Origin of the sequence: Binatus soli (SeqCode) (genome assembly GCF_050015535.1) — a bacterium.
GTDB classification, from domain to species: Bacteria; Desulfobacterota; Binatia; order Binatales; family Binataceae; genus Binatus; species Binatus soli.
Window position 1 is genome coordinate 131,374 of record NZ_JBEKBF010000009.1, and the last position, 22,323, is coordinate 153,696.

17 protein-coding genes are annotated in these 22,323 nt (G+C 58.3%); 9 read left to right on the plus strand and 8 right to left on the minus strand.

The window, feature by feature from the left end; translation table 11 throughout:
• Position 1: 1 nt before the first annotated feature.
• From ABR989_RS08925 to ABR989_RS08945, 5 genes are all read left to right on the plus strand, one after another.
• Positions 2 to 7,234 (plus strand): amino acid adenylation domain-containing protein, encoded by a 7,233-nt coding sequence (locus tag ABR989_RS08925; protein WP_428127673.1) that lies wholly within the window; start codon positions 2 to 4, stop codon positions 7,232 to 7,234.
• Positions 7,231 to 7,437, plus strand: a complete 207-nt coding sequence (locus ABR989_RS08930; protein WP_428127674.1) for an MbtH family protein — start codon at positions 7,231 to 7,233, stop codon at positions 7,435 to 7,437. The genes ABR989_RS08925 and ABR989_RS08930 overlap by 4 nt, the downstream gene beginning before the upstream one ends.
• A gap of 67 nt (positions 7,438 to 7,504) precedes the next feature.
• Entirely contained in the window at positions 7,505 to 8,257 is a 753-nt protein-coding gene (locus ABR989_RS08935) for a thioesterase II family protein (RefSeq protein ID WP_428127676.1), read from the plus strand.
• A 19-nt stretch (positions 8,258 to 8,276) separates the two neighbouring features.
• Positions 8,277 to 9,089 carry a 4'-phosphopantetheinyl transferase family protein gene (locus ABR989_RS08940; protein ID WP_428127678.1) on the plus strand — a complete coding sequence of 271 codons (813 nt, stop codon included), beginning with the start codon at positions 8,277 to 8,279 and terminating at the stop codon, positions 9,087 to 9,089.
• 233 nt (positions 9,090 to 9,322) lie between these two features.
• Positions 9,323 to 10,300 carry an MBL fold metallo-hydrolase gene (locus tag ABR989_RS08945; protein WP_428127680.1) on the plus strand — a complete coding sequence of 326 codons (978 nt, stop codon included), beginning with the start codon at positions 9,323 to 9,325 and terminating at the stop codon, positions 10,298 to 10,300.
• A gap of 13 nt (positions 10,301 to 10,313) precedes the next feature.
• On the opposite strand, the gene ABR989_RS08950 is transcribed toward ABR989_RS08945, so the two are convergent.
• The 5 genes from ABR989_RS08950 to ABR989_RS08970 all read right to left on the minus strand — a co-directional run bounded on the left by ABR989_RS08950 (position 10,314) and on the right by ABR989_RS08970 (position 15,358).
• Positions 10,314 to 11,051, minus strand: coding sequence for an ABC transporter ATP-binding protein (locus tag ABR989_RS08950; RefSeq protein WP_428127682.1), 738 nt, complete (start codon positions 11,049 to 11,051; stop codon positions 10,314 to 10,316).
• 11 nt (positions 11,052 to 11,062) lie between these two features.
• Entirely contained in the window at positions 11,063 to 12,334 is a 1,272-nt protein-coding gene (locus tag ABR989_RS08955; RefSeq protein ID WP_428127684.1) for an ABC transporter permease, read from the minus strand.
• Positions 12,335 to 12,357: 23 nt separating this feature from the next.
• Positions 12,358 to 13,548, minus strand: a complete 1,191-nt coding sequence (locus tag ABR989_RS08960; RefSeq protein ID WP_428127686.1) for an ABC transporter permease — start codon at positions 13,546 to 13,548, stop codon at positions 12,358 to 12,360.
• A 68-nt stretch (positions 13,549 to 13,616) separates the two neighbouring features.
• Positions 13,617 to 14,384 (minus strand): outer membrane lipoprotein-sorting protein, encoded by a 768-nt coding sequence (locus tag ABR989_RS08965; protein WP_428127688.1) that lies wholly within the window; start codon positions 14,382 to 14,384, stop codon positions 13,617 to 13,619.
• Positions 14,381 to 15,358, minus strand: a complete 978-nt coding sequence (locus ABR989_RS08970; protein ID WP_428127690.1) for a lysylphosphatidylglycerol synthase domain-containing protein — start codon at positions 15,356 to 15,358, stop codon at positions 14,381 to 14,383. The genes ABR989_RS08965 and ABR989_RS08970 overlap by 4 nt, the downstream gene beginning before the upstream one ends.
• 495 nt (positions 15,359 to 15,853) lie before the next feature.
• Here ABR989_RS08970 and ABR989_RS08975 point away from each other — a divergent pair, with 495 nt between their 5' ends.
• The 3 genes from ABR989_RS08975 (at position 15,854) to ABR989_RS08985 (ending at position 18,451) form a co-directional block, all read left to right on the plus strand.
• Positions 15,854 to 16,519 carry a hypothetical protein gene (locus ABR989_RS08975; protein ID WP_428127692.1) on the plus strand — a complete coding sequence of 222 codons (666 nt, stop codon included), beginning with the start codon at positions 15,854 to 15,856 and terminating at the stop codon, positions 16,517 to 16,519.
• Positions 16,520 to 16,755: 236 nt separating this feature from the next.
• A complete protein-coding gene (locus tag ABR989_RS08980; RefSeq protein WP_428127694.1) occupies positions 16,756 to 17,559 on the plus strand; it encodes an alpha/beta fold hydrolase in 804 nt (267 codons plus the stop codon).
• 88 nt (positions 17,560 to 17,647) lie between these two features.
• On the plus strand, positions 17,648 to 18,451 hold the full coding sequence (locus ABR989_RS08985; RefSeq protein ID WP_428127696.1) for a hypothetical protein: 804 nt from the start codon (positions 17,648 to 17,650) through the stop codon (positions 18,449 to 18,451).
• A gap of 32 nt (positions 18,452 to 18,483) precedes the next feature.
• On the opposite strand, the gene lptB is transcribed toward ABR989_RS08985, so the two are convergent.
• Positions 18,484 to 19,272 (minus strand): LPS export ABC transporter ATP-binding protein, encoded by a 789-nt coding sequence (gene lptB, locus ABR989_RS08990; protein WP_428127698.1) that lies wholly within the window; start codon positions 19,270 to 19,272, stop codon positions 18,484 to 18,486.
• Between the two features lie 93 nt (positions 19,273 to 19,365).
• Between lptB and ABR989_RS08995 the strand changes: the two genes are divergently transcribed.
• Complete coding sequence (locus ABR989_RS08995) at positions 19,366 to 19,680, plus strand: hypothetical protein (RefSeq protein ID WP_428127700.1); 315 nt, start codon at positions 19,366 to 19,368, stop codon at positions 19,678 to 19,680.
• A gap of 187 nt (positions 19,681 to 19,867) precedes the next feature.
• Here the strand turns inward: ABR989_RS08995 and ABR989_RS09000 are convergent, their stop codons facing one another.
• Complete coding sequence (locus tag ABR989_RS09000; protein WP_428127702.1) at positions 19,868 to 20,509, minus strand: GNAT family N-acetyltransferase; 642 nt, start codon at positions 20,507 to 20,509, stop codon at positions 19,868 to 19,870.
• An 18-nt stretch (positions 20,510 to 20,527) separates the two neighbouring features.
• Positions 20,528 to 22,030, minus strand: coding sequence for a glycerol kinase GlpK (glpK, locus tag ABR989_RS09005; protein WP_428127704.1), 1,503 nt, complete (start codon positions 22,028 to 22,030; stop codon positions 20,528 to 20,530).
• Positions 22,031 to 22,323 lie beyond the last annotated feature (293 nt).

Sequence of the window (22,323 nt, forward strand, 5' to 3'; positions counted from 1 at the left end):
AATGGAAATGGACGTTATTGAAGGGTTCCGACTTTCACCTCAACAAAGGCATCTGTGGTCACTGCAGCAGGCAGGCGACGAACGACAGTATCGTGCGCAATGCGCCATCCTCATCGAGGGGAATCTCGACCTGCAGGTTCTAAGGGCTGCTCTGCGCGACGTCTGCGACCGACACGAGATCCTCCGAACCACCTTTCGTTGTCCGCACGGAACAAACATTCCTCTCCAAGGGGTGAGCGAGGAAAGTGCGCCCTGGATAGAGGAATACAACTTGAGCACGTGGGACACTTCACAGCAGGAGGCGACGATCGAGTCGCTGTTTGAGGAAGCCGGCCGGATTTCCTTCGACCTTGCGAACGGGCCGGTCCTGCGCATCTCCTTGCTAACCCTTGCGGCCGAGCGGCACATGTTGCTCGTCAACACGCCGTCTCTGTGTGCGGATGCGGCGTCACTCAGGATTCTGGTGCGCGAGATTAACCGCCGCTATTCAGCTTTCGTAGGTTGCCAAGAACCATCAGGCGACCCGTCTCAATATGCCGATCTCGCCGAGTGGGAAAATGACCTATTGGAATCGGAAGAAACGCACGAAGGAAAAAAGCATTGGCGCGAAGCGGAAGCCTCGCCTTGCCACGTTCCGAAGCTTTCTTTCGAACAGCGACCTTCCGCAAGGGCGGCCTTCGAGCCCCGGCTGCTGGCGTTGCCGCTCAATCCTGAGTTGACCTCGAAGATTAGAAAGCTCGCGGCTAAGTATGACGCTTCGGCCTCTGCGTTCTTCCTGGCTTGCTGGCAAATCCTGCTCCGGCGTCTCGGTGGCGAATCAGACCTTGTGGTCGGCTTGGCGTGCGATGGGCGTACTTACGAAGGCCTACAGGAAGCGCTGGGCCTGTTTGCGAAGACGCTGCCTGTTTACTGCCAGCTCGAAGAGCAGCTTCGGTTCAGTGAAGTTCTGGAACGGACTAATGAATCGGCGCAAGAAGCCGTTGAATGGCAGGAGTACTTCAACTTCGAACAACTTCCTCGATTGGATGATGAAATCGCGCCGTGTCACTTCTTTCCGGTTACTTTTGAATTCCAGGATGCGGAGGCGAACTATACCGAGGGTCACACGACATTTTCCATTCAGAAGCAATACAACTGTTTCGACCGGTTCAAGTTGAAACTTTCCTGCGTACAGCGAGGGGGCCTTATAGTCGCGGAGCTTCACTACGATTCCAGCTTCTTCTGCGCTGAGGATATCGACCGCCTGGCGCAAGAATTCCAAACTCTGATCGAGAGTGTCTGCGCAAATCCGGAATCATCAATCGCAGATCTGGATATCGTGAGTCCTAATGAGCAGCGCCAGCTACTGGCTGAGTTCAACGATAGGCGGACCGACTACTCTGAAAGCAGGTGTATTCACGAACTTTTCGCGGAACGGGCCCGGCAGGCGCCCGAGAATGTCGCGCTCGTTTTTCAGAACCGCCGTCTGACCTATACACAGCTCGAGGCGCGCGCCAATCAACTCGCGCATCACCTGCAAGGTCTCGGTGTCGGACCGGAAGTAGCGGTCGCAATCTGCATGGACCGTTCGCTGGAGATGGTCGTGGGGATCCTTGGCATTCTTAAGGCTGGCGGAGCTTACGTGCCGTTGGATCCGGAGTATCCCCAGGAGCGCATAGCCTACGTGATGGAAGATGTTCACGCGCGGGTGCTGCTGACGCAGGAAGCTCTGCGGGACAGTATGCCGGAGCTTGGGATCGAGATGGTGTGCGTGGACTCAGACTGGGAGACCATCGCGGGACATGGCGAAAATACCCCCCTAGCTAACGCAACCGCCAAAAATCTCGCGTACGTGATTTACACTTCAGGTTCGACTGGACGGCCGAAGGGGGTGATGGTCGAACACGGCGGACTGACTAATGCCATTAACTGGGTAATGGAGACACTCGAGCTGTCATCCAGCGACCGCTGTCTTTTGAAAACTCCCATCACTTTCGATGCCGCTGGACGCGAACTGTTCGCGACGCTGTTGGCGGGAGGGACCCTGATAGTTGCGGAACGTGGCGGTCATCGCGATAGCCGATACCTGGCAGACACCATCCGCGGCGAGCGAATCTCAATTCTCCACTGCGTGCCATCGCTTCTCCAGCTTCTGGTCGAGGAGCCCGCTTTCGACGAGAGCCTCGCGCTGCGCGCGGTTATGTGCGGCGGCGAGGCGTTGGCGGCCCAGATCGTCACGCGGTTCCAAAGCCGCATCGGGGCCAAGCTGTACAACGTCTATGGACCTACTGAGACAACCATCGACTCTACATTGTGGCCATGCGAAGAATGTAATCCTCATTCTGCAGTTCCTATTGGACGACCTATACCGAACACACAAGTATATATTTTAGACGACCTACTCCGCCTGCTCCCGATCGGCGTCGCCGGTAACTTGTGCGTCGGTGGCGTGGGTCTGGCTCGAGGCTATGTCGGGCGACCCGATTTGACCGGTGAGAAGTTTATTCCAGACCCCTTCAGCGGCGAGCCAGGAGCGCGGCTGTATAAGAGCGGGGACCTGGCGCGCTACCGGCCGGACGGGAATATCGAGTTCCTGGGTCGCTGCGATTACCAGGTAAAGATCCGCGGGTTCCGAATCGAACTTGGCGAAATCGAGGGAACACTCGGACAACACCCGGCCGTGCGGGAGGCTATCGTACAGGCTCAAGAAGTCGGCTCCGGAGAGAAACGGTTGGTGGCCTATGTAGTCGCTGGGCGAGAGTCACGCCCTACCGCAAGCGAGCTGCGCGGTTTTTTGAAGGATAAGTTGCCCGTGCACATGGTGCCTGCGGTCTTCGTGCTACTGGACACCTTCCCGTTGACTGCTAACGGTAAGGTAAACCGCCGCGCACTGCCGACGCCTGACAGCCGGCGACCGGAACCGGACGAGACATTCGTGGCATGCCGCACGCCTACCGAAGAGCTGCTAGCCGAGATCTGGGCCCAGGTCCTCGGCGTCGAACGAGTGGGTATCTACGATGACTTTTTTCAGCTAGGCGGGCACTCGCTGTTGGCTACCCAGGTCGTTTCCCGAATCCGCGAAGCCTTCCAGGTGGAGATGCCGCTGCGCCGCCTGTTCGAGGCGCCCACCGTTGCCGGCCTGGCTGAAAGCGTTGACGCAGGCCGCGGAGCAGGACTACAAGCTCCCCCCATTGTGCCTGTTCCTCGGGACGGAGAACTACCCCTGTCCTTTGCTCAACAGCGTCTGTGGTTCATCGATCAGCTCGAACCGGGCGGCTCTGTCTATAATTTCCCCGCCGCCGTCCGTCTCAAGGGACCGCTCAACGTGGCAGCGCTCAAGCAGAGTCTCGACGAAATCGTGAAGCGCCATGAAGTCTTGCGGACGACCTTTGCCATTGTGGATGGCCGTCCGGTTCAGGTTGTCGCACCGCACCTGACGTTGACCCTTCCAATAGTTGATTTGCGAGAGCTGCCCGAGACCGAGCGGGAGGCCGAGGTCCAGCGGCTGGCGACGAACGAGGCGCAGCGGCCCTTCGATTTGGCCGAAGGTCCGCTCGTGCGGGCTACAGTCCTACGGCTGGGGGAAGACGAGCACGTCGGGCTGCTGACGATGCATCATATTGTCTCCGATGGTTGGTCAACGGGAATCCTGATCCGGGAGATGGCGGTACTCTACGAGGCCTTTTGTTCCGAAAGGCCCGCATCGCTGCCTGAGTTACCCATCCAATATGCAGATTTTGCCCATTGGCAGCGCCATTGGCTGGAGGGCGAGGTTCTCCAAACCCAGCTTGCCTATTGGAAGCAGCGACTGCTTGGCGCGCCGCCGCTCCTGGAGCTGCCCGCGGACCACTCGAGGCCGCCTATACAAACTTTTCACGGAGCGCGCCAATCTATTCTATTGCCCCGGACCGTGGGCGATGCGTTGAAGGCGCTAAGCCGCCAGGAAGGGGTTACTCTCTTTATGACCCTACTAGCGGCGTTCCAGGTTTTGTTGCACGGGTACACGAATCAGGACGACCTCGTCATTGGCACGCCGATCGCCAACCGTAACCGGCTGGAGATCGAGAGGCTGATAGGGTTTTTCGTAAACACGCTGGTCCTGCGCACCGACCTGTCAGGCAATCCCAGTTTTCGGGAGCTTTTGCGCCGGGTGCGCGAGGTGTGCCTGGGAGCCTATTCCCATCAGGACCTGCCTTTTGAAAGGCTGGTCGAGGAATTGCACCTAGCGAGGGATCTAAGCCGTAATCCGCTCTTCCAGGTGATGTTCGTGCTGCAGAACGCCTCGCCGCAGGCGGTGAAACTGCCGGGATTGAGCTTCAGTCCTGTGGAAGTGGACACCCGAACGGCTCACTTTGATCTGACCCTGCATATCGTGGACACCGATCAAGGTCTCGCCGCAACACTAACATACAACACCGATTTGTTTGAGGGCGGCACTATTACGCGTATGCTCGGCCATTTTGGAACCTTACTGGAATCGGTGGCGGCCACTCCTGAGCGACGGCTATCGGACTTACCGCTATTAAGCGAATCAGAGCGACAACAAATACTGGTGAACTGCAACGATACCAGGAGGAATCGTCCCACCGAGTGTATCCATCAACTCTTTGAGGCGCAGGTCGAGCGAACACCTGACGCGATAGCGGTAGTACTTGAAGACCAGCAGCTGAGTTACCAGGAACTGAACCGCCGGGCGAATCAACTGGCGAATCATCTATGGGTTCTGGGAGTGGGACCGGAGGTATCGGTCGGAATCTGCCTCAAGCACTCATTGGAGATGGTCGTCGCACTGCTGGGAATTCTAAAGGCGGGCGGGGTCTACGTGCCCCTGGATCCAGCGTATCCGAAAGAGCGACTCGCCTTCATGCTGGAAGACGCCGAGGTCTTGGTGCTACTGACTCAGGAAGCGTTGCTGGCGGGATTGCCTGAACACAATGCGAAGGTGTTCTGTCTGGATTCAGACTGGGAGGTCATCGCCCAAGAGAGTCCGGAGAACCCGATTTCCTTAACCAAGCCTGAGAACCTGGCTTATGTAATCTATACCTCGGGGTCCACCGGCCGGCCAAAGGGAGTTCTCGTTTCGCATGGTGCGATTGCGGAGCACTGCCGCAATGTTAAAAGGCACTACGAGCTGGACACAAGCGATAGGGTGCTACAGTGTGCTTCATTGAGTTTCGATCTGTCATTGGAGCAAATCCTTCCTACACTTATAGTCGGGGCCAGGCTGGTTCTGGTGAGTCCCGACGCATGGCATACAACAGAATATCACAAATGGATTTCAGAATTTGGACTCACTGTACTCAATATTCCAACCGGCTATTGGCAGGAACTGGCGCAAGAGTGGGCAGGTGTTTCGGAGTTGGTCCCAAATGTTCAGCCCAGAGTTTTCATCGTGGGCGGAGATACGATGTTGCCCGAGTTCCTCGACCTTTGGCAGCGAACACCGATGAGTTCGATCCGTCTAATCAATGCTTACGGGCCGACGGAAGCCACTATAACAGCAACCGCCTTTGATATCACTGCGCGGCTTCGCGAGCTCTCAACTCTTAAGAGAATTCCTATTGGCCGTGCCCTCGCCGGCAGGGAGATTTACATTCTAAACAAGTACGGTAACCCTGTTCCGGTGGGAGTTCCGGGTGAACTGTATATTGGCGGCGCCAGCCTGGCTCGAGGTTATCTGAATCGAACCGATTTGACTGCGGAGAATTTTATCCCGAACCCCTTCAGCGGCGAGCCTGGAACGCGACTGTACAAGACGGGGGACCTGGCCCGCTATCTCTCCGACGGGAATATCGAGTTTCTGGGTCGAATTGATGATCAGGTGAAGATCCGCGGGTTCCGTATCGAACTTGGGGAAATCGAGGCAGCGCTTCGCCAACACCCTGCCGTGCGCGAGGCGGTCGTCTTGGCTCGGGAAAACGCTCCCGGAGAGAAACAGTTGGTGGCCTATATGGTCGCTCACCGGGAGTCCCAGCCAGCGGCTGGTGAGCTGCGTGTCTTTCTGAGGGAGAAGCTGCCCGATTATATGATGCCGGCAGTCTTCGTGCCGCTCGATGCTTTGCCGTTGATGCCCAACGGTAAGGTAGACCGCGGCGCGCTGCCGGAAGCCGGGCGAACACGATCCGAACCGGGCCGGGTCATCGTAGCGCCGCGAAATCCTTTGGAAGTCCAGCTCGTTAATCTGTGGGAAGAGGTCTTGGGTGTTCGACCCATCGGAGTAACTGATAATTTCTTTGAGCTGGGAGGTCACTCCCTGGCGGCTGTTCGTTTGTTCGCATTGATAGAAAAGAGACTGGGCAAGAAAGTTCCCTTAGCGACTGTGTTTCAGGGAGCAACGGTTGAGCATCTAGCGAATATTCTCCACCAGCGTGCCAGAGTCGCGCCAAGTTCATCTTTGGTAGCTATTCAGCCGGGCGGCAACAGACGGCCTTTGTTCTTGATACACCCGGCCGGGGGACATGTCTTTCCCTACGTCTCTCTGGCAAATTGCCTGGGTCCCGATCAGCCCTGCTATGGACTCCAAGCAAGAGGATTGGAAGAGGGACAGGAACCGCATAAGCGGATCGAAGAGATGGCCGCTTACTACATAAACGCAGTGCGGACCGTACAGGCTGAGGGTCCGTACCTCCTGGGAGGATGGTCCATGGGAGGAGTGGTGGCCTTCGAGATGGCGCAGCAGCTTCATGCGCAGGGGCAACGGACGGCATTGCTGGCCTTGCTTGATACGCGGATTTCCACGGCCGACGAGGAATTTGAAGACGAAGATTTCGAGGCGACGTTGCTGATCGATTTTGTCCGCTATTTCGGTCTTTCATTGGATCCCCGGGACTTTCTCGCCCGCCTTCCAAAGCACGAGCTGCTGGAGCGCGTGCTCGAGCACGCGAAAAGAGCCGGCCTGATGCCCCTGGATATTGAAGTCTCCCAAGCTCAGCCATTTCTCGAACTCTGCAAGGCCGATTTTCGCGCTACGCGAAACTACGTAATGAATCACTACCCGGGTCGAATCACGCTCTTCAAGGCTGCTCAGGAGCTTGCGGGAACCTCGTCTGACCCGACCTTGGGGTGGAGTGAGTGGGCTGCCGGAGGAGCTGACGTCCATGTCGTTCCGGGCAATCACGCTACGATGGTTTACCAGCCTCACGTCGAAGTCTTGGCTGACAAGCTACGGGCTTGCCTCGATCAGGCGCTAGCGAGTGAAGAATGGTTCGCCGATGAAGTCAGCCAATCGATCGGATCGATGAAGGACGCAATATGAATAGTGACGACAGCGAAGACTCGACAAGATACACAGTCGTTGTAAATCATGAAGAGCAGTATTCTATCTGGCCCTCCGAAAAGAAATTCCCGCTTGGCTGGACGGCTGCAGGCAAGACCGGTTCCAAGACCGAATGCCTGGCTTATATTAAAGAAGTGTGGACCGATATGAGACCACTCAGCCTGCGAAAACAAATGGATTAGCAGGACTGCTGGATCCGTTCATCAAAGAGTTAACTTGTATGTTCTAATTTGTAAGGACAGATTCTGAATGATCAGGTCGACAACCGCCGCTGCTTTTGAGCCATGGATTTCATGCCGCCAACTCGGGCCAAAGACCCGTCTTCGCCTGTTTTGTTTCCCGTACGCCGGAGCCGGTGCGTTGATCTTTCGCACCTGGTCTGACGGCTTGCCAGCGGATGTCGAGGTCTGTCCGGTTCAACTCCCGGGAAGGGGAACTCGGCTGATGGAGCGCCCCTTCACTCAACTCTCGCCTCTTATCGAGGCCCTCGCCCAAGCCCTGGTTCCATTCCTGGATAAGCCTTTTGCCTTCTTCGGCCACAGCCTAGGAGCATTAGTCAGTTTTGAACTCGCCCGCCGGGTCCGCAGACAGTATGGCGTGCATCCTCTTCGCCTATTTGTATCTGCTGGCCGTGCGCCTCAAATCCCTCATCGCGGGCCGCGTATCCATACCCTGCCAGACAAAGAATTCTTAATGGAACTGCGGCGGTTGAACGGCACGCCCAGCGAGCTGTTGGGCCACGAAGAATTAATGGAGATCATGCTCCCTGTCTTGCGGGCAGACTTCGCGCTGTACGAAACCTACCTGTACTCGACTGAGCCGCCCCTGAACTGTCCCATCACCGCGTTTGGTGGCTTGCAGGATCACAGAGTGAGCGATAGCGACCTTGAAGCTTGGAGTGCTCAGACGAGTGTTTCGTTCTCGAAGCGGATGTTTCCCGGCGACCATTTCTTCTTGAAACAGCCGCTTCTACTTCGGGTGCTTTCCCAGGAACTGCAATAAAGCCGGTAAGAACGGCCACATGAAGACACTACCCATCACCTCAACTCCTACACCGTGGGGCGATCCACCGGCGACGATAATATTAGGTAGTAACGAAGTGCATGTCTGGCGGGCCTCTTTGGACGAGCCCCCGCCGCAGATAGATAGCTTCCTGCATACCCTTGCGGCAGATGAGCGAACAAGGGCCCAGCGGTTTTACTTTCAGACAGACCGCGAGCGCTTTATCACCGCTCACGGAGTACTCAGGGCTATCCTCGGTCTCTACTTGAATAGAGAGCCAAAATGCCTGTCCTTCTGCTACAGTTCTCATGGAAAGCCCGCCTTGGCCTGGGAATATGGCGGAGATGCGATCCGCTTTAACATGTCCCACTCTCAGGGAGTGGCCCTTTATGCGGTTACTCGTGGCCGCGAGATTGGCATCGACCTCGAATTCATCCGCTGCGATTTGGAAGTCGAGCAGATCGCCGAGCGATTTTTCTCGCCACGCGAGATTGCGACGCTTCGGGCGCTTCCTGTCTACCTTAGGAGACACGCGTTCTTTCTTTGTTGGACCTGCAAGGAAGCCTACATCAAGGCGAGAGGCGAAGGACTCTCCATCCCCTTGGATCAGTTCGACGTGTCGCTGATTCCCGGAGAACCTGAAGCGTTGTTGAGCACCCAACCAGATGCAGACGAAGCCCTTCGTTGGTCTCTACGGGGGCTGACCCTTGCCTCCGGCTACTCGGCTGCTCTTGCTGTCGAAGGACGCGGCTGGACTTTGGCCTGCTGGCAATGGCCGCGACCACTTCGAAGCACCGTTGACCCCGTGCCGCGCTCCGAGATTAAGCGCTAATCGCGCTCCACTTCCCTCATCAAGGGCCTTTGCCTCTGGAGTCCATTGGTGTACAATTGATTTACCTCGTCTCAGAGTTTTCTCACACCTCAACACTTTGCTCGAGGTAGGAGAGTCGCCGCCGACACGCGGTATGCGTTTTGGGCACTTGCGCCAAAGCAGACGCCTAAAATGCATAAAAACGCGTATCAGGCTGCGGCCCATGCTCGTCTCTTAGGAATGTGGATTTCAAAATGAAGGTCTTATCATTCCGATTCTGGATTCTGATTCCTTCGTCTACTGTACTGGCAGCAGTGTTAACTCTATGGCCTGCTGTCGGCCGCACGGATGTTGTTCTGGCGCCGGGCACAGAGTCGAGTGCAGGTGGCGCAACCGATGCCTGGCTTGTGGCGCGCGGTCTGATCGGCCACAGGATGATCGGCGAACAATCCGGCACTGACATAATGACGCCGCCGCCGGGCACCGAGGTAGACGAAACCCGGCAAACAGAGAACCGGACGGGCGAGATCCTGAACCAGGTCAAGTCGTGGAACGAAATGGTCGACGACGATACGATCCATATCGAGGTGACTACCCTATCGGCGCATCAGTTCGAAGTCGCCTTCTGGCTGTTTCCCAATCATCGTCAGGGTTGCACCATGTATCAATGGACGCTGTACGATCATGGTCGCGCGCTGCAGAGCGCGTTCTGGCGTAACGATGCGACGGTGCTGCGGCTGGCCGGAGCCTCAGACCTGCCACATGACTTGTATCCGGACTCGGTTCCGTGGGTGGCGTTTCTACGCGTCCTCGACGCGCCGCGCGACGGCGCCGAAGGTATGATTTATCAGCAGATCACGCCGTACAGCTATGTAGGTCAGGAGGTTTGGGCCAACCGGTCCAAACAGATCAGCGTGCCGGCCGGCAGCTTCTCCGCCCTCAAGGTGACCGCACAAGTCGATGTCGCGACGGTGATGCCGAACTGGCCGCGCTTCGTCCTGCACGTCATCGAGCCGGTAGTTCCCAAAAACACCCTCTATTTCGAGGCGACGCCGCCCTACCGGCTGCTCAAGCAGCAAGGCACCACCTTTGTCGGCGGCCCTGAGGTCACCACGGAACTCATCCGCTTCTACATCGCAAGCGCAGCACAGCCGGTTGCAACTACAGCGGCTCTGACGACAGCCCACGCGCCGATCGCTGCGGTGCTCGAGGGTGTATCGATTCCCAAATGACAATTTTCTGTAGTCAGACGGCGTCTCCCTTTGCCGCCACGCCAGCCGCTTGCCTGTCACGCGTCTCGTCGCTTGTTATCTGACCATCGCGCAGGCGGATGAAACGGTGAGCCCGTTCCATGACCTGGGGATCATGCGTGGAAAAGATGAAAGTCGTACCTGTCACACGATTGAGATGTTCCATCACATCGAGGAGGGCGATAGCAGTGGCAGAGTCCAGATTCGCCGTGGGCTCATCCGCCAGAATGAGCGCAGGTTCTGTAACCATGGCGCGAGCCACGGCAACCCGTTGTTGCTGCCCACCGGACAACTCCGCTGGACGACGATCTTCGAGGCCGGCGAGGCCGACTTCAGAAAACAGTTTTTCCACCTTTTCTCTGCGCTTGTGCGCAGGCACCCCCTGGAGGAGCAGCGTAAACTCAGCGTTTTCCAAAGCGCTCAGCACAGGCAGCAGGTTGTACGTTTGGAACACAAAGCCGATGCGCTGCAAACGTAGATGCGCCAGTTCACCTGAAGATAAGAGCTGAAGGTTTTGCCCTGCCACCCAGACCTCGCCCGCATCCGCCCGGTCGAGTCCGCCAATGATGTTGAGCAAGGTGGTTTTGCCGGAACCTGACGGACCGGCAACGGCCGCGAATTCCCCGGCAGCAATCTGTAGAGAGACGCCACGCAGTGCCGGAACGTCGATAGGTCCGGTTCGGTAGGTCTTCCTCACCTCCTTCAGTTCCACCGCCCACTCTGCCAGCACCATCGCCCTCCTTTCTAAAGCCCCTTCAATGCGTCTGGCAGCTCTGTTCGCGCCGCCTTGAGCGCCGGATAAAAGGAAATGATCGTCGCCATCGCGAATACAATACTAACGGACCAAATGATTCGATTCGAGCTTAAGCGCGAGTAGAGAATAGGATCCAAAACAAGCGCGGATGGAAGATCTGTCTTGAATATCCAGCGCAGATCCAACCCCGAGGTAGCGAAATAGTGCTCGACGCTCAAACCCAACGCCAGTCCCAAGGCCAGGCTTATCGCCGTGAGGGCCAGAGACTCGCCTATGACCATTACTGCAAGTTGCCCGGGCCGAAGACCGAGAGCTTTACAAACGCCGAACTCATACCTGCGCTCCAGTACTCTCATGAGAATCGTGTTGAGTATTCCCAAGCCTACCATCGCCAGTATTACGCCGTTCATTATGTAGTTAAAGGCGTGGTCCAGCCCAAGAATCTGAGCAAGCATCGGGATTGATTCTCGCCAAGTCAGGACTTCGACTGTTCCTCCCGTCAGCTGCTTCCGCAAAGCTCTTGCTACCATCGCCGAATCACCTTCCTGCTGAAGCAGGAGGGCTACCTGAGTCACCTGGCCGTCCGGCAATCCGAGCAGGGTCTGAGCCGCGGGCAACGGTAGTTGAATGATGTTAGCGTCGACCGCTCCCAGGCCCGTGCGAAAGATGCCACTCACCCGCAAAAGAGTGCTTTGCATCTCTTCCCCGGCGCCATTTTTGGTTTCAATGCCGGGCTGTCGCAGCGCCTGAGTCATGAGCACCACTCGCGAACCTATCTTTACCTCGAGCTCGCGAGCCAGCTCGGCGCCAATGACAACGCCTGAAGGCCTGTCATCACTTAGATATGTCCCTTCAACTACCCGCTGTGGGATAAAGGATACGGCCGGTTCGTCTTGTGGAATAACCCCCATGATTCTCACGCCGGCAGAATTGGCTGAGGAACTTAAAAGCCCGGTCGCCAGAAGCCTCGGACTAACTCCTCGCACAAGCTTCTTCATTTCCGCGGTTTGCAAAAACCCTTCGATCCCGGATACCACTTGGGCCGGAAGCAGCAGCTCGTCAGAACCGGAGTCTTGATACCCCTTCGCCTGGATCACTACATGGCCGGGACCAAGCCGCACACCGTCGGCAATAGTTTGCTCGTGCCCGCCGTCGAGCAGACCCAGAGAGATCAGCAGCAACGCAAGACCCAAACCCAGCGCCGAGGCGGTCAACAGAGTGCCGCGGGGATTGCGCCAGAGATTGCGCCAGCCGATTTTCACAAGCAGGAGTGCGCTTCTCACTGTTAGACCTTACGAATCGCTTCCGTCGGCCGAAAATGAGCGGCTCGCCAGGCAGGATAGAGCGCAGATACCAGGGCTGTGGCGGCCAGCCCGAGTGCCGCTTCACCGTAGGCGGGGAAATCCTGCCGGCCGTACCAGAGGCGCCCTACCACTACTCCTGCCAGAGAGATTACTCCGCCGCTAGCGCCACCCAAGTCCAGACCGTGCTCCTGCAAATACCAGAGGACCGGGACGCCAAGCGCGCCTCCCACAACGAGGCTCGCCACCGCCAACCCTGCCGCCTCTGTCAGGATCAGAACAATCACCTGAACTGGGCGCATTCCCAAAGCCATCAGCATGCCCAGTTCACGCGTGCGCTCAAACACCGCCATGAGCATGGTGTTCATGATACCGAGCACCGCCAACAGGAAGAAAATGAAGAAGAGAACAAAGGTGATGGCGCGATTGAACTCCACGTAATTGGCCAATTCCGGCGCCAGCTCAGGCCATGCCATTGCCTGTACGGGAAGAGTTTTATCCAGTTGGAGATCAAGTGCGGCAGCCACAGTAGTAGCTGCCGTTATGTCATTCAGCTTGATACCAACTTCGTGGATCCTCGCAGGCGCCAGATGCAGAAGGTCCTGTAGAGAAGACAGGGACATGAGAACCAGCCCCCGGTCTACAGCATCAAGACCGCTGTGAAAAATCCCCACGACCGTGTATACGTCATTGCCCATCGAACCGTCGGCCGCCTGCGTCAGCAGAACGATCTCCGAGCCCACGTCGATGCCAATCGTGCTCGCGAGTTTATCTCCTATCACTACCCCCTTTGGCATCCGCGCACTCAGATAACTACCTTTTGCTATCTGACTATTTAGAATAGTAACCTTCGGTTCCTGATCGGGGGCGACTCCCATCAACTCCACACCAGCGGAGCGATGAGCCGCACTTAGCAAGCCGTATCCGTACACTCGGGGAGTGGCAGCATAAACCCGGCGATCGGCGCTGATGGCGGCCAGCATTGCGCTGACATCTGTCCCTTGCCTCCCGCCCAGAGTCTTTTTAATGGAACGGCTAGGGTAGTAACCGGGAGCATGCACCTGGATCTGGGACATGATGAGACAGGTGCCGTTCTGGATCATCTGCCATCTCAGGCCGGCCATCAGGCACGCAACGAACAGCAGCATGACATAGCCAAACGCGATGGCGGCCATCGTGATAAAAGTACGCCGAGGGTTGCGCCAGAGATTGCGCCACGCAAGCTGTGGAAGCCGTCCGCTTATCATTTCAGGTCAGGCAGTGAAAACATCCCCTCGCTGATCGGCACATCGAACGCGATATCTTCGTACTCGATCGTCGTCTGCGCGCCAGCCTTGTTTGCCGCTCGCATGACCAGACGCGTCGGAATCAGCCTGCCGCTCATTGGTTTGTATTCAGAAAAGGTAAGCTCTCGGACGAGCTGCCCGTCTTCGTCATAGAAACCCTGCCATGTGGGCACGGCATCGGCTTGGCGAATCTGCACAATAATCTTCCCCCACACCACCGCCGCATCCGGCTTCGGCGTCAGAGTATATTCTTCCACCGCAACCCCGCCGCGCTTTCCTTCGAAAAAGGTGCTAACAGAGTAGTCGCGCGTGAGGAAAGTCTCTTTAACCAGATCATCGATAGTGAAGTCGCTTCCCATCCATGAGGCCATTGCCATCGAAGGGGGAACTTTAACCGTGCGATTCGATTTCGGTAGATAGTACCAGATGTCGCTGCCTACTTTCAGGATGGCGGTGCCTGCTTCATCTTGAGGACTGGTGATGCGGACCAGCACCTTTTCTCCGAGCGACCAGATCTTCATCGAGAGATTGCGTTGTCCATCTTCATTGGAGATCTGCATTTTCACGGTAGCGATGCTGGACTTGCTGCTAAAGAGACGCGCGACCCGTTCCAGGGTCTCCCGCGCCTGTTGATCGTCCGCAGCATGAGACATCGGAGCCACACTCAACAGCGCCAGTCCTAGAAACACGGCGACGCTTCCCTTTTGCCAACGCAGGAGAGTCATAGCTGTCTGACCTTGCGCTTGGTCACTAATTCGCTCTCGACCTCGGCTGCTTCTTCCACCAGCGGGGCGCCCATGGCTAGTCCCATCGGTATGCGGACCAAAAGGTTGAAGGCGCTAACGGCCAGGGACAGCGCGAACAGATTGTCCTTGCTGCCGAACCGGGCAAAAGCCAGGGTGAAGACCAACTGAGTCGTTCCGATTCCGCCTGGCGAGATTGGCGAACTTCCGATCGCCACAACGAACGGCGTTAATGCCAATGTCTGCATCAGTGGGACCCCGATATGAAAGCTGACGAACTGTCCATAGAGCGCAAAGCCCGCTCCCAAAACAATTAGAAATCTGACGGCAAGGAGCTTGATGTAATGCGACGGCCGAGCCATACGGAAACTCGCCATCGAGGGCCGCTCGTAGAGCCATCGGAGCCAATTGCCGGCGCCGAGCCGCGCTCCCCATAAGAGCCAGAACGAGGCGATGAGACAGCCAGCGCAGAGTACGCCGGCCGCGTAGCCGAGACCCAGCCGAATCGGTGACGTCGGCACGAGAGCGATCGCGAAGAGCGACAATGTGGCCAGCAGCATGGCGTCGAGATAGCCTTGGAACAGCAAGGTGCATCCGCCCATTATCCAGGGCACACGCTTGCGTGCATGCAGAAAAAGCACAAGCGCGCCGCCTGCGACATAGGAGTTCACAAGCTGAAGAAAACAGACCGCGGCCATGGTCGGAAGCAGTTCCAGCGTTCCGGTCGGATCGTGAAAATAACTGAACAAGCGGGAATACAATACTGTCTCGCCGATAAACCAGCATAGAAAGCCGCCCAGGCTGGCGATGACAAAAATCCAGAGCGTGGCGTGGCTTCCGGCGCCCACCACCTGCCTCCAGGAGATGCCGCGTGCCGCGTAGCATACGATTGCCGCCGCTATCGCATAGGCTGCAAGGTTTCGCACCACGGTTTTGCGCACCGGACTTTCACTCACTCAGGCACAACAGTCTACACGTCGCGGAATTTCTATTATAGGCCGTTCATCACAAGCATGATTTACGCCCGATCTACATACTGCGCAGGATGGAGGAGCAGGATCGCACAATTATTAATAGCAGGCTGTCGGAAAATTCCCTTCCCGTCGGATCGACGGATAGGTATGCATCTGTATAGTGGAACGAAGCGTGATACGCGCCTCGAGCGATGGCGGACCTGCAGAAGCAACGCGCCGCAAACGCGAAGTCGATGAACGCAGTAGACATCGTCATGTGGGGCTCGGCCCACTGCCGTTGAAGTTTGCGGACCTCGTCCACTCCGCCGCCTCTGAAAGTTATAAACGTACAGTAGGTAGGTAATTCTTACTGTTCGCTTTATCTATGGTATTTTTCTTGGCCGCTTTTAGATGTTTTAATAAACTATACATCTAAATACATCTCATGGCTCCTTTAGTCTTGCTTCAGTCCGTAATCACTGGCAGAATTCGTGTGTGATGAAAGCCGAAACGCAAGAAAATCCGATTCTCGTGCCGCAAGAAGAGTGCGAGGTCCTCAATTTAATTCGGGACGACCATGAACTCATCGATCGCCTCAAGATAACCACTGAGGAGCTCGAGGCGCTGTCGAAATGCGCGATGTTCGGAACCCTGACCTGCAAGCAGCATATGCTTGCCATCTTGCGTCAGATTCGCGAGGCGGGCGGTCCCGCGGCGGGTGGACCCGCGATCGCTCAGACGCCCCTCTTTCCTGAGCCGGCTATACCCGAGGAGCAGGACGACCCCCCCCTCCCGGACTGCCGAAAAATGTTGATTCGTCTTGCTGGCAACGGCGTGCCCGAGCCGGGTTCGCTTGAGAGTGTTGTTCGTCGCCGCGTGCCCGAGCAGTACGGCATTCTTCTTTGGACACTCGTCCTGGTCGTGGGGCTGGCGTGGAATCTCCTGATCTTGATGTCGCGCTGGCGTGATGGCTTCCTGACCAGGATCGGAATGACCGCCAACCAGGCTTCTCCTTCGGCTGCGTGGTACAACAATATCGACCGGTCCTACATTCTGCTCTGGGGCGAAGTTCTGGTCGTGGTAGGCATTGCAGTTGTGATGTACCTCAAATCCCACAGAAGTTACCGCCGCTTCAAAATCAGACCGCGCGGAAGCTGGCGCTAGCCAGTCTCTCGACCTGTTGGCGCATCTGCTGATTGGCGCGCTGACCGAAGCTGCCATTTTTTATCGCGCACGCGGACGACCAGCCCGCCGCCCGCCGCGAGGTCGGCGAAAATGTCGTGCGACTGCTTCTGGGCCTTCGTATCGACAATCGGAAATGCTGGTCCAACACGGATTGCCCGCGCGCTCGCACCGGACTACGACTACGAGCTGCGCAACAGCTTGCACGGGAAATCGCGATGGAATATCGAATCACGCCTGGCAGATTGGAAATCGGCAAGTTCTCGCTCTACTACGAACGCGTCGGCGCCGGCGCGCCGATCGTCTTCCTGCACGGCCTCGGCGGCAGCCATCTCTCATGGTGGCAGCAAGTTCCCTACTTCATGCGATCGTTCGAGTGCATCACGGTTGACCAGCGCGGCTTCGGCCTCTCGCCTGACCCCGACGGCCTGTTCAATGGCGCGCATGCGAGCGATCTCGGCGCCCTGCTCGACCATCTGAAGATCGACAAGGCCGTGCTGATCGGGCAATCGATGGGCGGATGGACGATCGTCGGCTATGCGCTCGAGCATCCCGAACGCGTCGCGGCGATGGTGATGGCGGATACACCGGGCGGAATCTTCACGCCCGAGATGAAGTTCGAGCGGCCGCGCGAGCCGATCTCCGTCGATGCGACGCCACCTATCGGATCGTTGCCGACCTATGCCGCCGATTATTTCTCACGGCGCCCCGAGATGGCGTTCCTGTACGATGAAATCCGGATTCATGGCGCGCGGCCTCCCGCCGACGCGGGCGTGCGGATAATCGGCCTGCGCTACGATCTCGCCGCCGTAAAGCGACGCCTGACGATGCCCATACTGTGCATGGTTGGCGAGGAGGACACGCTTATCGCACCCGAGATCGTCAAGGCGCTTGCGTCGGCCCTGCCAAATTCGCGGCTGCGCACGGTCCCCGGCAGCGGCCATTCGATCTATTTCGAGAATCCCGCCGTTTTCAATCAGCTGGTGCGCGATTTCATCGTCGAGATCGGCTACGCGAAATAGCCGGCGCGGCCGTTCATCGTGAAATGAAACGAAATAGCCCGGAATTCGTCGAATTGTTAGGTGAGTGACTCAGGACTATAATGAATTTATGAGTCGCATCGCAAATGCCTTGGCGGCCTTCGGGCTGGCGGTGGCTCTGGCCGGATTGGCCTCTTGCGAGCCCGTGCAGAATCCCTATGGAACCACCGGTGGGACGAAAGCGGTGCCTCTGGGGACCTCGAGGGGCTTCGATTCCAGTTCGAGTCTGCCGCCGCCGTCGAGCGCGGGCACTGTTGCCGGCGGCACGATCGATTCGCCGCAAAGCCAGGGTCTCTCTGATTATCTGAAGCATCACTCGCTGCCGCTGGTCGGTGCGCAAGTCGTCACCAGTACGAGCGGCGGCAAGCAGGTAATCCTGTTTGGCTTCGTCGCGAGCGACTTCGGCAAGACTGACGCCGAGCAGAAGGCTCGCTACTATCTGAAGGATCCGTCGCTGGTGGTGGACAACCGGATCAAGATCAGCCCTGAACTGGCTGGCAGCAGGGCCGGTTCCGGATCGACGGTCAACGGAGTTCCGTCCGCGAATGCAATGCCGTCCGATGGCTCCGATCCGTACGCCGCGTCCGGTTCGATCCAAGATTATCAGAACAACGAACCGCCCGGTGCGCAGGCCTACCAAGCCCAAGGCCAGTATCAGCAGTATCAGCAATACAACAGCGCTCCGCCGAGCATGTTGACGACGATTCTCCCGCGGCTGCTCGGCGGAGGTATGTCGATGGGCAGCGGCGGCTACAGCGGAGGTCTGGGTGGATTCAGTTCCGGCTACACGCCGGGTTACGGCAGTTACGGCTTTCCAACGTCTCCACCGCCGATGCCGAGTTCCGGGTTTGGCGGGTCTGGATATCCTTACTGATTCGGCCGCGCGCTTTCGATCAATCGCTCCCGCTATCTCGCCAGCTTGAATCGCTCGCCCAAAAACACCTGGCGTACTGCGTCGCTGGCGACGATGTCGCGCGGTTTGCCTTCGAACAAAATCTTGCCCGAGTGAATGATATAGGCGCGATCGATGATCGACAGCGTCGCGTGCACGTTGTGATCCGACATGAGCACCCCGATCCCGCGCTCTTTGAGATAAGACACGACGCGCTGAATCTCGACGACGGTGATTGGATCGATTCCCGCGAACGGCTCGTCGAGGCATAAGTACACCGGATCGAGCACGAGCGCCCGCGTAATTTCTACGCGCCGGCGTTCGCCACCGGACAGCACGCCCGCTTTGGCCTTGGCCAGTTTCGCGATTCCGAGTTCGTCGAGCAGCGATTGAAGACGCGTGTACCGCTCCTCTTCGGTAAGCGGCAGCGTTTCGAGAACCGCCAGCAGATTTTGCTCGACGGTCAGCTTGCGGAATACGCTGGGCTCTTGCGGCAGGTAGGAAATCCCGCGGCGCGCGCGCTGGTAGAGCGGCAGGGTCGTGATGTCCTCGCCGCCGAACATGACTCGCCCATGGTCCGGCTTGAGCAGTCCCACCAGCATGTAGAAGGTGGTCGTCTTGCCCGCGCCGTTGGGTCCCAGGAAACCCACCACCTCGCCCGGCCTCACGACTACGTTGACGTCGTCGACGACCGCACGGCCGCCGTAAACCTTGGTTAAGCCGTCGCCGCGAAGCGCCAGCGTTTCGGCCTTTTCAGCCGCGCCGCTGATCTCGCCCGATTTAATGCTTTCGACTTTCGCCATTCTCAAATACCGGTGAACATCTTAGAACTTATCGGCTTTGACCGGGATATGGAACGCTTCGCCGGGATTGCCGCTTTTCCGCGGCGCTGTGGGATGCTAGTCGATAGGGTCGTGGCCAACGAAAACGAATACGACAGCGAGCGCTTCCCCGGAAATTTCTACCAGGGGATGATTCTCACGCTCGACCGCGCCTGCGGCCGTGGCGTGGTGCGCTCACACAGCGGCAAGGAGATCCCCTTTGAGTTTCCATTCGTGGCCGTTGTGGGCGCACCAATTGGCGGCGAAATGCCGGGAATCGATCTGATTCGCGAAGGCGACATCGTCGGCTTCGATGTCGGCCAGACCTCCAGGGGACTGCGCGTCACGACCATCCGTCCGCGGCAGGGGCAGGAGCAGGGGCAGGGCTGACCCCTGGCCGTAGGCACGGCTGGCCAGTATTAAGAGACCGCGCGCCCGCTGGCTCTTCGATCGCATAGTCGCGAAAAGATGCGCTGCGCAGATTTTCGCGTCTTCTCAATGCGGGTGCAGGGGCCGCAGCCCCTGCCGCCCACCGCGCAGGTGATTCTTCCTTCATGCCACCGCCAACGGCCAGGGCTCAGCCCTGCCGCTTGCGCTGATACATCCGCCACTGCCTGACGCCCAACGGATACAGCTCGCCCAGGATTTCGTAGCCCTTGGAACTGTAGAACGCGACGTTGGCTTCGGTCCCGGTCTCGAGGTAAACGCCGGCTATTTCAGGCCGCACCCGTGCCTCCAGCGCGAGCCGGTCGAGCAACGCCTTTCCGTAGCCCTTGCCCTGAAAAGCCGGATCGACCCCGAGGGTTTGCAGATACAGATGCGGCTCCTTGGGGTGATGCTTTGCGAGCACGCCGACAATATTCATCGCGCGGATCATTCCGCCCCATCCGACTCCCCGGACCAGCCGCGGAAACTGTGGCAGCCCGGCGGTGATCAACCCAAGCACGCCTGAATGCCCGACGCCTTCAGTCACCGCGGCTGCAACGACGCGTCCATTATTGACCACGCCGAAGACCGGCTGTCCTGTCCGGCGCTCTACACCCAGCTGCGCGCGAAACAAGTCCGCCAGATGCTCGGCGCGCGCGACCGGCTCGGTAATATCCGGAAGAATCACCTTGAAGGCCGGATCGTGGATGAAGGCGCGGCCGAGCGAGACCGCGGCCTGCTCGTGTTGCTCGGGGTACAGGATGCTTACGATCGGTTTCCCATTTTCAGGCATTTTTTTTGATACCTCGATTCAATCCGATGGCTTCGTGAGCGTGCGCGCGACCGCGTCGCGCCATCCGGCGAGCAATTGTTCACGTTCGGCAGTTTGCATTTTCGGCTTGAACACCTTCCCTCCCCCGGCGATCGCGTGCAACTCATCCGGTGATTTCCAGACTCCCGTGGCCAGGCCCGCGAGCATCGCCGCGCCCATCGCGGTGGTCTCGGCGATCTTCGCGCGCCGGACCGGCTTGCCAAGGATATCCGCCTGGAACTGCATCAGGTAGCGATTCGCGGTGGCGCCGCCGTCGGCGCGCAGCTCGCTCATCGGACGGCCGGTGTCGGATTCCATCGCAACGATCACGTCGCGCACCTGGTAGGCGATGCTGTCGAGCGTTGCGCGCACGATATCGGCGCGGGTCGTGCCGCGGGTGATTCCCACGATTGCGCCCCTGGCCGATGCGTCCCAATGCGGCGCGCCGAGTCCAACGAACGCCGGCACCACGTAGGGATGCGTGCGATCTTTATTTTTCGCAAGACTCGCGCGCGCTTCGCCGTATGTATCCGCGGCCGTGCGCACCAGCTTCAGGCCGTCGCGAAGCCATTGCACGGCCGCGCCCGCGATAAACACCGAACCCTCGAGCGCGTACGCGGGCTCGCCGGCGGGACCCAGTGCCGCGGTCGTGAGCAACCGATTCTCCGACCGCACCATCTTGTCGCCGGTGTTCATCAGCAGGAACGCACCGGTGCCGTAGGTTGCCTTCGAGTCACCGGCCGCGACCGCGCCCTGCCCGTAGAGCGCGGATTGCTGATCGCCGATTACCGCCGCGATTGGAATCGCATGCGGTGCGATCGTGCCCGGCGCCGTCTGGGCCAGCGGGCCGCGCGAACTTGCGGCCCGCGGCAGCATCTCGCGCGCAACCCCCAGCATCGCGAGCATCTCGTCGTCCCATTCCCGGCGCGCCAGATTGAACATCATCGTTCTCGACGCGTTGGTGTAATCGGTCACGAACTCCGCGCCGCGCGACAATTTATGTATCAGCCAGGTGTCGATCGTGCCGAAGCACAGCTCGCCGCGCGCGCCGCGCGCGCGTAGTTCGGGCTTCTCGTCGAGCAGCCATTTCAGCTTCGTGCCCGAGAAGTAGGGATCGATCACCAGTCCCGTCCGCCGCGCGACTTCGGGCTCACGCTCGCGTAAAGCGTCGCAGATAGAGCCGCTGCGCCGGCATTGCCATACGATCGCGCGATGGATCGGGCGGCCGTTGCTCCGCTCCCATACCACGAACGTCTCGCGTTGATTGGTGATGCCGATTCCGGCGATCGCGCCGGCCGGCGCCTTCGCGGCGGCGATCGCTTTTTTCGAAAGCGTGACGACCGAACGGTAAATTTCCTCAGGGTCATGCTCGACCCATCCCGGTTTCGGATAGTACTGCCTGATTTCGGCGTAAGCTCGGCCGCGGATGCGGCCGCGGCCATCGACGACGAAAACCGTCGTGCCCGTGGTTCCCTGGTCGATCGCAAGTATCATTTCAGGCATCGCAAATTTTCTCCCGCCGCCCTCCTAAATTGCCTCTCCCTGATAGAGAGAGGCTAGGAAATCCTAATTGCACGACGGCTCCGCGACAATCATCCACTCCCCGATGGCAGTGCAATCACGGCTGATTTCCGAAATAAGGGGGCTCATTTGCCGGGGTTCAGCCGCGAATGTTTCACGCGACGGCGCGGCCATGGTTACCCATTAAAACCGATGCGCGCTGATAGAACAGGCCAAGTCAGGCCAAGTCTACCAGTCCCGATTGCGGCGTGATAAAATTTATTCTCTGCCGCCTT

What these genes read in the sequence shown, in the direction of transcription:
- ABR989_RS08925 (WP_428127673.1), top strand. Translation starts at nt 2, where the DNA reads ATGGAAATGGACGTTATTGAAGGGTTCCGACTTTCACCTCAACAAAGG.
- ABR989_RS08930 (WP_428127674.1), top strand. Translation starts at nt 7,231, where the DNA reads ATGAATAGTGACGACAGCGAAGACTCGACAAGATACACAGTCGTTGTA.
- ABR989_RS08935 (WP_428127676.1), top strand. Translation starts at nt 7,505, where the DNA reads ATGATCAGGTCGACAACCGCCGCTGCTTTTGAGCCATGGATTTCATGC.
- ABR989_RS08940 (WP_428127678.1), top strand. Translation starts at nt 8,277, where the DNA reads ATGAAGACACTACCCATCACCTCAACTCCTACACCGTGGGGCGATCCA.
- ABR989_RS08945 (WP_428127680.1), top strand. Translation starts at nt 9,323, where the DNA reads ATGAAGGTCTTATCATTCCGATTCTGGATTCTGATTCCTTCGTCTACT.
- ABR989_RS08950 (WP_428127682.1), bottom strand. Translation starts at nt 11,051, where the DNA reads ATGGTGCTGGCAGAGTGGGCGGTGGAACTGAAGGAGGTGAGGAAGACC.
- ABR989_RS08960 (WP_428127686.1), bottom strand. Translation starts at nt 13,548, where the DNA reads ATGGCCGCCATCGCGTTTGGCTATGTCATGCTGCTGTTCGTTGCGTGC.
- ABR989_RS08965 (WP_428127688.1), bottom strand. Translation starts at nt 14,384, where the DNA reads ATGACTCTCCTGCGTTGGCAAAAGGGAAGCGTCGCCGTGTTTCTAGGA.
- ABR989_RS08975 (WP_428127692.1), top strand. Translation starts at nt 15,854, where the DNA reads ATGAAAGCCGAAACGCAAGAAAATCCGATTCTCGTGCCGCAAGAAGAG.
- ABR989_RS08980 (WP_428127694.1), top strand. Translation starts at nt 16,756, where the DNA reads ATGGAATATCGAATCACGCCTGGCAGATTGGAAATCGGCAAGTTCTCG.
- ABR989_RS08985 (WP_428127696.1), top strand. Translation starts at nt 17,648, where the DNA reads ATGAGTCGCATCGCAAATGCCTTGGCGGCCTTCGGGCTGGCGGTGGCT.
- lptB (WP_428127698.1), bottom strand. Translation starts at nt 19,272, where the DNA reads ATGGCGAAAGTCGAAAGCATTAAATCGGGCGAGATCAGCGGCGCGGCT.
- ABR989_RS08995 (WP_428127700.1), top strand. Translation starts at nt 19,366, where the DNA reads ATGCTAGTCGATAGGGTCGTGGCCAACGAAAACGAATACGACAGCGAG.
- ABR989_RS09000 (WP_428127702.1), bottom strand. Translation starts at nt 20,509, where the DNA reads ATGCCTGAAAATGGGAAACCGATCGTAAGCATCCTGTACCCCGAGCAA.
- glpK (WP_428127704.1), bottom strand. Translation starts at nt 22,030, where the DNA reads ATGCCTGAAATGATACTTGCGATCGACCAGGGAACCACGGGCACGACG.